The organism is Leptospira yanagawae serovar Saopaulo str. Sao Paulo = ATCC 700523 (assembly GCF_000332475.2).
Taxonomy (GTDB): Bacteria; Spirochaetota; Leptospiria; order Leptospirales; family Leptospiraceae; genus Leptospira_A; species Leptospira_A yanagawae.
In genome coordinates, this window is the sequence record NZ_AOGX02000029.1 from 17,651 (window position 1) to 28,375 (window position 10,725).

4 protein-coding genes are annotated in these 10,725 nt (G+C 34.8%); 3 read left to right on the forward strand and 1 reads right to left on the reverse strand.

All coding sequences use genetic code 11. The annotated features are described in order from the left end of the window. The first annotated feature begins 1 nt into the window (after window position 1). Both LEP1GSC202_RS14215 and LEP1GSC202_RS14220 read left to right on the forward strand, forming a co-directional pair. Window positions 2-577 carry a hypothetical protein gene (locus tag LEP1GSC202_RS14215; RefSeq protein ID WP_015678454.1) on the forward strand — a complete coding sequence of 192 codons (576 nt, stop codon included), beginning with the start codon at window positions 2-4 and terminating at the stop codon, window positions 575-577. Continuing rightward, window positions 574-8,508, forward strand: a complete 7,935-nt coding sequence (locus LEP1GSC202_RS14220) for a PD40 domain-containing protein (protein ID WP_015678473.1) — start codon at window positions 574-576, stop codon at window positions 8,506-8,508. The genes LEP1GSC202_RS14215 and LEP1GSC202_RS14220 overlap by 4 nt, the downstream gene beginning before the upstream one ends. On the opposite strand, the gene LEP1GSC202_RS14225 is transcribed toward LEP1GSC202_RS14220, so the two are convergent. Continuing rightward, window positions 8,505-9,590: an aminopeptidase gene (locus LEP1GSC202_RS14225; RefSeq protein ID WP_015678533.1), complete on the reverse strand. Its 1,086-nt coding sequence runs from the start codon at window positions 9,588-9,590 to the stop codon at window positions 8,505-8,507. The genes LEP1GSC202_RS14220 and LEP1GSC202_RS14225 overlap by 4 nt on opposite strands. A gap of 3 nt (window positions 9,591-9,593) precedes the next feature. Here LEP1GSC202_RS14225 and LEP1GSC202_RS14230 point away from each other — a divergent pair, with 3 nt between their 5' ends. Beyond that, window positions 9,594-10,724: a S1C family serine protease gene (locus LEP1GSC202_RS14230; protein WP_015678530.1), complete on the forward strand. Its 1,131-nt coding sequence runs from the start codon at window positions 9,594-9,596 to the stop codon at window positions 10,722-10,724. The last annotated feature ends 1 nt before the right edge of the window (window position 10,725 follow it).

Sequence of the window (10,725 nt, forward strand, 5' to 3'; positions counted from 1 at the left end):
TATGAAACGTATATTGGTTATTTTTTTACTGATAGGATGTAGTTTAAAAGTTCCTCCAATTACCATTACCAATGCGCAAACTGCCGCCGAAAAACAGATGGTAGGTGAAGATCGTGAATTGGAAAAAGAAGGATGGATGATTGGTTCCATCCAATCCTCAACCAACGGTCAAAATAACCAAGAAAAATTGGCCAAAGAAGATTCGGATCCAGAAATAAGAGCTCACCGAGTTCGATTAAATTATCTTTCAACTGAAATTAAGAAATACAAGACAGATGGAATTTTGGGTGAAACACCTCTGGGTTTTATCAAACTCAATCCCTTGGCTTCCTCATTGCCTACATATGTAAATTATGAAATCCCTGCCAAACGCAAACGAGTTGAAGATGTAATTCTTTTTCTAAATGAGTCTAGAAAATTTATCATAGAAAAAGAAATGATCACTCAAAAGAAAAAAGGTAAAAAGGAAGACGAATTACTAAAACTCAAACAAACACTTATTGATGAATATTATAAAAATGTTTCGATTGGAGAATACTTTGAAACAACGCAAGGTCGATGGGAAAAATACCAATGATATCTTTTCAAAGATCCATTTTATACCTAATATTTTCTATTTTTACCTTCAATTGTGCTTTATTCCAATCTAATGTAAAATATTCGAATGTAAATTTTGATTATTCTGCTATTTCCAAAAATTATTTTTCACCGTCACAGTCAAAGCCATTCCCCCTAACAGTACAAAGGGGAAATAACTTGTACAGTTCTACTACAAAAGATGGACGTTATCTTTTTTATGCAACTGACCAAAAAGGTAATTTTGATATTTGGTTTCGTGACTTACAAAGTTCGATAGTTGTTCCAATCACAGATAATTCCTTTTCCGAAACGAAGCCGGCTATTTCACCTGATGGGAAATACCTTGTGTTTGTTTCAGAAGAATTTGATTCAGAAGGTGATTTGGTTTTGTTGCCTATCGACACTGAGGAATGGATTAAGGAATATCTAAAAGGAAATCGATTTATTAGTGATGAGTTTGTTAATTTAACCAACCAACCAAACAGAAAGGGCGAATACCAAAAAGGGATCATTGATACAGATCCTGTTTGGTCGCCAGATGGAAAAACGATTTACTTTGTTTCAGATCGATTCACACCAGGCATTCCAAATTTATGTTCAATTCAATTGAATCAACTTAAAGAAATTAACCAACTGACAACAGTCGGAGTAACCTCTCCATATGTTTCATCAGATGGACAATTTATATATTTTGTTTCTTATTTTGAAGATAATAAAGGTGAGATTTACCAATTCCAACTTTCGAATCGATCGGTGAACCGGATCACTAATGACCAATTTCTCGATTTTTCTCCTACGGTGGATAGTCGGTCGAAAAATTTATATTATGCGTCGATTCGTAAAGATACAAACGGTAACGGTCGCTTAGATGACAGAGACCATAGCCTTCTTGTAAAAAAGAATTTAACATCGGGAGAAGAACGAGTTCTCTCTTCAGGGGAAACATCCAATTTTGATGTAAGGTATTCCAATTTTAATGGCGGCTCCATTTTATTTTCCGCCTCTTACTTTAATGCGATTAATATTTATTTTATTCCAGAAAACGGTTCCATTCCGAAACAATCAAACATTAAAGAACAATTCCAGTATTCGAAGACCTTATCGCCAGGGCAAAGTATCGAGTCTTATTTTTTAGCTTTAGATTCTGTGGAACTTTTTTATTCAGAAGATCCACTTTTTCCTGTATATGAAGCACAAGTTGCCTACCTAAAGTATTCCACTTTGAATCGAGTTGGTAAAGCGGAAGAAGCAAAAAACCTTATCAAAAATTTCAAAAGAAAAGTTGAGTTAGAAAAAAACCAATTCGCTATCGTTTACATCAAATGGAATGAAGCAAAACAAAATGGTTCTGCTTTCAATTTAGAAAACGAAATGAAACAAAGTTTTGTTTCAAAATTTTCTTTAGATGGTGAAGCTGTATTGTATCATCTATATGCTGATCAACTCGAACAAGAAAAAAAATTTTCAAGTGCTAAGGAGATTTTATTAAAAATTTATCAACTCTATCCAAACTACCACCAAATTGACGAAATTAAGCGTAGGTTAGGTGGATATGAATTCAATCCAAATGAAAATCAATTGTCTACTTTTTATGAAGAGATGATTCTCTCTTGGGAGAAAGAAAAACAAATTTATTTAAATGACCCTAATCATATATTTTCAAATGATCGAAAACGAGATTTGCGTTTTCTATTGGAAGATGTAATTTTTAAAATCACTGACTCCAAAAACAGTGAACTAGTTTTAGGTTATGTAAATTCTGTCTTAGATAAAAAAGAATCCAATAAAAATCCGATATTTTTACAAACAATCCAATTCATTAAAGCAAAAGCACTGTCTGATTTAAGACGTTATAATGAATCCAATCAAGTGTTGGACTCCATCATTCCGATCCCCATTCAATTGGATTTGGAACCTGCAGGGAAACCATCGGTCTTTGAAATCCGTAGTTTTATGGCAGAATACAAAAACCCAATTTTATTACGTGCCAATCTTTTAAAATATTATAACCAAAAAGCAGCCGGAAATACCTCGGATGCCCTTCGGAATTTAAAAATCTACTTAGAGTTTTATGATCCGTTACTTGGTGTGGATTTGGGTGCGGAAGATATCAAAAGTGCGTTTTTTTATTTTGAAAACAAAGCCGTTGAATTTGAAAGGATTGGTGACTTATTACAATCATCGTTTCATTATTTTTTTAATAATCAAAATATGTTTTTGGTTAAAACTAGAAATTTGTATTTAGATTCCTTATACAAGGAATATGCGATCTATTACCAAAGGAAGATGGTAGATACAATTTTTAGTTATGGTAAAAAGATCAGAGAAGAAGAAGAACGTGCTCTATTAAATCAGATCAATATTCTAAGTAAAGATAAACTCAATTTGATTGGCAATTTGGCGAGTATCACTTCTATCGTAACTGATAGGGAGCTTGTTCGTGGGATTGTAAATATAAAAGATTTCGAGAATATTGAAGTATTGTCCGCGAAGGCTCTTGGTTGGACAGAATTGTATTTTAAACAAGCCGTCCCGAGGGCCAGACCATATTTGGATTTAGCTACTCTATATGGTTATTCTTATTATTTAATCAATAAATATGTTACATTTGAATCTTATTATTATGCAACGGGAACAATGACCGATGTTCGTAAGGCAGAAATATTGGAGAATTTCAAACGTGCAGAATTGGAACTTCGATGGATCATTTATGCGGATCCGACACATTATGATGCATACCAATTACTCGGATGGCTGTACCAATATGTGGATCTGATGAAATTACAAAAAGATCCCTCATCCGGGGATGTTGACTTTGATATTTACGAAAATTTGTATAAAAAGTATTTTCCGGATAAAAATTTAGAAGCCAATATAGAATTGTACAATCAGATTTTAGTGTTTTTGGGAGAAGAGTATCCAAACAAAAAGGTAATTTCAGATTTAAATTTAAACTTAGGGAATAATTATTTTTTATTAAACAATTATCCGAAAGCAAATGAAAGTTATCGAAAGGTAGAAGAAAGTTCTAATTCTTTATCCGTTAAAAATCAATTCGAAGGATACAAACAAGAAGCAATTTATCGATTTAATTATGGAAAATCTTTGATTTACCAAGGTCAGTATAAAAAAGCTTCGGAGCAGTTTTCAAAGTCCATTGATATTTATTTTAAAAATGAGTATTATCAGTATGTAAACCAACACGCCCAAGAAGCCAATGTGATCTCACTTTCAGGGCTCAATGGGATTCGCTCAAAGTTGGCTTTACTTTTTTCATTACGTGGATTATCTGAATTGGAGTCTGGAAGTTATGAAGAAGCTATCGTTTCTTTCCAAACAGCAATTGCTTACAACAAAGATGTAAAATTCATTAGCCCAATCAATTTGGCTAATTACCTCGCTATCGCTTTTCAAAAAAGTGGCCGATTCCGAGATTCCTATCAAATGTTGGATTTGGCAGAAAAAGAATACCAGAGTTCCAAAGAATCTTTATACACTCGTTGGAAGAAGTGGAGTTTGTGGAATTTGATTCTAGGTGATAACGTTCGAGTGATAGGCGATGGCCGTTTCCCAGGAGAGTTCCCTCATAACTTTAAATATTTATTAACGCTTGGGATACGAATTGAGAATCATATTGAACAAGAAGAGTATGTTGCTGCATTAAAGGAAATCCAGAATCGAAATTTATTAATCACTTCTAATGGATTGGATGGAACCATCATTGGAAAAAACATATTAGCAAAATCAAGGCAAGTAGAAGCGCAGATATACCAAAAAAGTGATCTTTTAGAAGAGGCAAATAAACGGTACCAAGAACTAGTGGAAGTTTTATTTAAATCTGCAACTAACAAAGATTTGGATAAACTTTTCCATAATTATAGCCATTCGGCATTTATGATCCAGGAAAGTTTTTCATTAAACAATGGACTTAAAAAACAAGTATTAACCGAATTTTTTGCTGATTTGAAAACTTGGAAAGAAAGAGATTTGGCGAGTTGTAAACTTGAGTTGGAAATTTGTTTTACAAATTTTAGAATCTCCAATCCAAAATACGATCTGTACTATGGAACTGCGTTGTATTATCTGGCTTTGCAAAACCAACGGGAAAATAAGGATTTTACTTCAGTTTTATCGGAATCGATTTTTCATTTAGAAAACCCTGGACTTGTCGATCCAAAGTTTATCGGTTTATCAGGTGATCCGATCTCAAGGCAAACTAGAGTCAGAGTATTACTAAATTTATATTCCATTTATATGATGCTAGGTGACGAACTTATGGCAGAAAAAAAATGGAAAGAAACCTCGGAGATGGCGTATGAATTTCGATTGGATGAGGAAAAGTTTTGGTCAAATGTAATTCGGTCCAAATGGGAATTTGAAAACACTGATTCCAAGGGGAAATTTGAACCTTTCCTAAAAGAAGCCTTCCAAACATACCAAACTAATTTGCCAGTTCGGATGTTTACTCCGAAACATAGATTGGTTGGTTTTCTAGATATTCATTCGAAAATTCAAATGCAAAAATCAAATTTCGTACCTTTGGTGAATTTATGGGAAAACTTCCGAAGTTTGGAATTATTCCGTGATTTAATCTCGGCACAATTCGAATTTGAAGATTCAAAACTCAATCTGAATTATCAAGACATTCGGAAATGGTATAACCAATACAAACGAATTGCAACTCAAACCATTGAAAAAACAATCAAAAGAGAATCCGTTACTTCACTTCTCAAACAAGAAACGTCTGAAGCAAATCGATTATCAATTCTTTTGGATAAGTTAAAAACGATTTCACCGGAACGAAAATTCTTTTTAGAGCCAAATCGAGTTGCAAATGATCGATTTTTTTCGGAATGGAATGGTTATTTTCAGATTGGAAACATGATCCACAGCTTTTATTTTAAGGATGGCAAACAAATCCATCAAAACTGTGATATAGAGTCAAATGTAAGTGAATGCATTCCAAACTTAGGATATGAATTCCCTCAAATTCAATTATTAGGTAAAAGAATTGATGGGCAAAAGTTAAATTATATCCTCTCGATTGCAAAACAACAAGGCAAACACCCATCCATTATTTTTGATCGAAATCATACCGAACTATTTGATGAACGAAATGAAAGACGATTGAAATGGGTGACTGTATTCGGAGGAGACGAACAAAAATTTCGCGATTCTCATATTCGGACAGTGAATGAAGGAAATTTAGGAATCCTTTTATCCAATACAGATTATTTGATTTCAAAAGAGAAATTAGAAAACCAAAGGAGTTTATTTGGTGATGATGTATCACAAGTATTACCTTTACGCGAAATGTTTCAAGGCAGCGGATCTGAAATCTCGATTGTTGGATTAGGTCGGGATAATTTTGTTTCTCAAAAACATTGGGATAGGCTTGGGTATATTTACGAAGTGTTACGTTCCAAACGAATTCAGAATATCATTCCAATTGATCTTAACCAAGAAAAAGAATTTTTTCCCTCTAAACTAGAAGATTTAGCTAAAAGACAAAATTCTTTTATGATAGGGAACTGGAAACCATTCAAAATCTCAAACGAAAATTTAACTCAAAGTGCAATTCAATTTATGGAGTTAGGCTTCCAAAATGAAAAAGCAAAAGAAACAAATGAGGCATACGAAAATTATTATACCGCATCCACATTGTTAGATGATGGAAATGAAAAATTACCAGCCTTAGAATTAAAACTGGCAAAACTTCGATCGGAGATATTTCCCTTTGTTTCCAAAAAAACAATTTTTAGACCGTTGTGGAAAAAATATGAAAACTCTCCATTTCAAAATCAAATTCGATATGAATATTTGGTTTCCTGTTTTTCTTCCAAAGAGAAGGAGGATTGTTCTTTCGAAACCAATAATTTTATTGGGATTGAACGTGATACTTATTTAGGAGCACTTGGATTTTATTCTCAACTTAGAAGTGGAAAATTCAATGATTTCAAGTCCAAAAATGAAGCTCGGGCAAAAATCGAAAAAGAAGAGGATCCATTTTTGCAAGCCTATCGTTTGGGTAGTTTATACATTCAGAATTATATGTTCCATGAAGCAGATACTGAAACGAAAAAACTCTCATTGTTTGCGAAAACCTCAAAAGAAAAGAATGTAGTCAAAAATCGAATTTTAGAAATATATTTTCATAAGGCGTTTGTATTCGGTGACAAAGATATTTACATTACCTCACTTAATTCAACATCAGCTTATAATTATGGATTTAAAAAAGATTGGAAACAGTTTGATGAAAAAATCCTTTCTCGTGATTTCACAAAATTTGGTTATTCAGATTCTATTTATGATTCCTATCGACTTAAACTTTACTCTTCATGGAAGGATTTATTGCAAACAGGTTATTCTGAGGTTCTTACGTTAACACCAGAATACTTAACCAATGGTCAATCCGTTTTAACCAAACTCTCCCATTTGAATAGAAGTTTGTTTTTTCATTTGTTATTAAATTCAATTCCCTTTCAGAAAAACCAAGAAGTGAATTCTTTGTTTGAACTATTGTTACAAATGGAACAAGAAGAAGGTAGGAATTATAGGGTTTTATTTTTTCAATTGGAATTCGTTAAAGCATTGTATTTGCGAGGAGATTTAGAACTTGCAGAGTCTTTGGTATCTAAAATCCAAAAACAAACGAAGGAATTGGGTCCAGGGAATTCCTATTGGTTGGACAAGTGGAATGATTTCCTTTGGAAACGCGATTACCTAAAAAAACAAATGGGGAATGTGAAAAATCCGGAGAATGCATTTCAGAAAGTATATGAATTAGCAAAGACTAAAAAACCGGAAGACTATGTATCCATTATCAACGACTTAAATCGAAAAAACAAAAATGAATTTCTAAGTTCAGAGTTGAAAAAGGAATATGAATTTTTATTCCAGTACCTTCTGCAACAATGTTTGGATAAAAATAGTTCTGAAAGTTTTTTCGATTTAGCAGTGGCAAGGGAAATCTTTCGTTACACTTCAGAAAGATTTTCAAATGAATTATTGTATGTTAGAAATATTCCGACTTTTGAGATCTATGCAGAGAAATTAAAAAAGAAAATGACCGGTAAACAAGAGTTTCACGGAATTTTTGATTTGGGCAAAAAAACATATTTATTAAGTTTTGCGGGAGGTAAGTCTCTTGGTCGGGAACTTTTCCCTGATAATAAGTCAATCTATCGTGAACTCGTAAGATACTTCCGATCCGCCGAATCTGGCAGTCAAGAAGTGATTTTACGTGAATCATTGTCTGACAAATACCGAACAAATTTGCGATTCAATCAAAAAAATCGCCATTATCTTTTTACTTCGGGAATCCACGCAGTCGTTCCGTTGTCCATACCTGATACGGAATACTATGCCGTTTCTTCCGTTTCCGATTTTTTATTGAACCCTCCATTGAAATTAAAAGATATATCCCCTAAAAAACCAACTGTTTCAGCAATTGGATATCGTTCTTCTTTGGAAAATGAAATCAGTGCTGGCTTAGTTCTTTGGGAGACAAATGGAAACAAAGATTCTCTATCTCCTTATTTGGTAGATTTTTCCGAACTAGGTTGGTGTAATTCTACTTACCTTTGTTTGGATGGACAAGCGTTAACTGAGATCAAGCCAAAATCAAATTCGACTGCCGTTGTATATGCAAACCAACAAATTGGTCCTTCGCTTCAATACACAAATGACTTTTCTGGGATTGCCTATTATTTGGCTAAAACAAAAAAGGGACTCTTTGTTTTGCATTCTGGAACACAAACAGGAGTTCATAATTTGTTTTTTATACGTCAATTCCTTGCTCAAGAAGAGTTGGAGAAACCCTTACATATTCGATTATTGGATGGAAAAAGAGCAGCAAAAATTCATTCTATCGATGATCGGTATTGGATTGGTTATAAACTTTTCACAACCTCTATCATTGAAGATTAATGAGTTGGTTCTAAAAACTCTTTTCTAGATTCTTCAGGTAATGAAAAAAGGTTTTGTACTTCTTTATGAAATTTAGATAGGTCTCGATTTGATTTTTCATATAAACTAAAGAAACTCACTTCACCAGAATGGTAACGAAGAGCTCCTAAAAAATCTTCGTTATTCCATTCTCTAACTAAAAATTCTTTCGATTTTTCTTCAGGGATTAGGTTTTCTGAAATGATTTTATTTTTAAAATCTAGAATGATTGATTTTTTTAATTCTAACTTTGATGAATCCTCTTTATCACTTTCATAAACAGATTTCAGTTGGTCTGCATATTGTTTGAGAAGTTTTAATATTGATTCTCGTTTGAGTTTTTCTTTTTTAAATTTTATGAGATGAGGACTATTTTCTCCTTCTTTTGCGACGTAAAACATTTCTGTTCCAATTTCTTCCACAAAACTCGCGTAAGATTCATTTAATGTTGTGTCACCTGGCAAATAGGCTGTTGCATGTGCCATTTCATGGATGACGAGTCCTACCAAACGATGGTCAGGCCAAGTTAATTGTGGAGATAAGACTGGATCAGAAAACCAACCTAATGTCGAATATCCACCAATGGGTCTAACCCTGGTATCGTAACCTTTTTCTTTGAGTTCCTTTTCGAGTTCGATCGCCAATTCTTTGTTAAAGAATCCTTTATAAGGGACTGTACCTGCTATTGGGAACCACCACGTGTATGATTTCAAATTTAATGATTCTGAGGCACTCACATTCCAACCAATTTCTTCCCGGTTTAACTCTGTAAAGTATTCGAAACCTCCTTTTTCGTTTAGCGCTAGTTTATCGATAGCAAATTCCCTTACTTCTCGGATTAAATTTAATTTTTGTTTGGTTTTTGGATCAAGATTTGGTTTTGTTAAGACTAGTTCAATTTTTTCCCTGCCTAAAATGATTGCAGATTGTTCTTTCCCTAAATGGTATAGATATGGCAAACATCCGGTCACGAAAAATGGAAAGAATAAGATTGTAATGATCGTTTTTCTCTTTTTCGTTCGACACAGGAAGGGAATCGGCAAAAGTGGAGGGGGTTTTGGCATTCTATGGAAAGAAAAAATTCGATTCCGCCAGTCGTCTACATTAACTTTGCCTTAGTATTTGTACTTTTGTTTGCAATCTTTTTCCCGGAAATCCGGTCCGCATTGACAAAACTTTTTTCCTCTCCAAAACCGATCTCCGCAAGCAAACAAAGCCAAGCCATCCAAATCCAATCCAGTTTTCGAAATGTTTACCGTGAAGCCCAACAATTTGTTGTTTCCATTCGAACCAAAAAAACAGAGATGATTTTCCATCCATATGCCTTTGGAGAAAGTCGTGAAGATCGCATTTCTTCCATTGGGAGTGGATTCATCATTGATGAACGTGGGTTTGTTGTAACCAACTACCATGTCATCAAAAATGCCGAAATCATAGAGATCATCATGTCCGATGGTAGGATTTTTCCGGCACGGTATGTGGGAAGCCATGAACGTGCCGACATTGCTCTTTTGAAAATTCCAAGTGAAGACAAATTCACACCTGCTTTTCTTGGAAATTCCGACGAAATCGAAGTGGGAGATTGGGCCATCGCCGTTGGTTCTCCCTATGGTTTGGAGAAAACTTTCACTGTGGGTGTGGTCTCTGCCAAGTCCAGAGAAGATTTAGATGAAACGGGCCAAACCCATATCCAAACCGACACAGCCATTAACCCTGGCTCCAGTGGTGGTCCTCTCCTCAATATCTATGGAGAGGTGGTAGGAATCAATCGCATGATCCGCTCCTCCAGTGGGGCAAGTGCCGGCATCGGGTTTGCCATTCCCATCAATTATGCCAAACGTGTGTTACGTCAAATTGAACAAAATGTAGGGCAAAACATTCGCCCTGCAACCCTCGTAGTCATGGCGACGGCACCTCTCCCTGACCATAGGCGTTCCCTAGGCATCCCAAGTGAAGCCATAGGAGTTCTTGTGTACGACATCGAACCACACTCTGCGGCAGAGAAAGGGGGACTCCGTCGTTACGACTTTATTGAAGGTGCCAATGGGCTTGTGATCCGCCATATCAACGATTTACGGGAACAAGTGGGACTTGTCGGACTTGGGGGCGTCTTACGGTTGAAGATATTAAGGGATACCCAAGAGATGGAATTATCGATCCCTTTGGTGGAGGCCACTTACCAAAAGGGCAAAAAATGAT

Coding starts and splice junctions, on each gene's coding strand:
- LEP1GSC202_RS14215 (WP_015678454.1), top strand. CDS start 2: ATGAAACGTATATTGGTTATTTTTTTACTGATAGGATGTAGTTTAAAA.
- LEP1GSC202_RS14220 (WP_015678473.1), top strand. CDS start 574: ATGATATCTTTTCAAAGATCCATTTTATACCTAATATTTTCTATTTTT.
- LEP1GSC202_RS14225 (WP_015678533.1), bottom strand. CDS start 9,590: ATGCCAAAACCCCCTCCACTTTTGCCGATTCCCTTCCTGTGTCGAACG.
- LEP1GSC202_RS14230 (WP_015678530.1), top strand. CDS start 9,594: ATGGAAAGAAAAAATTCGATTCCGCCAGTCGTCTACATTAACTTTGCC.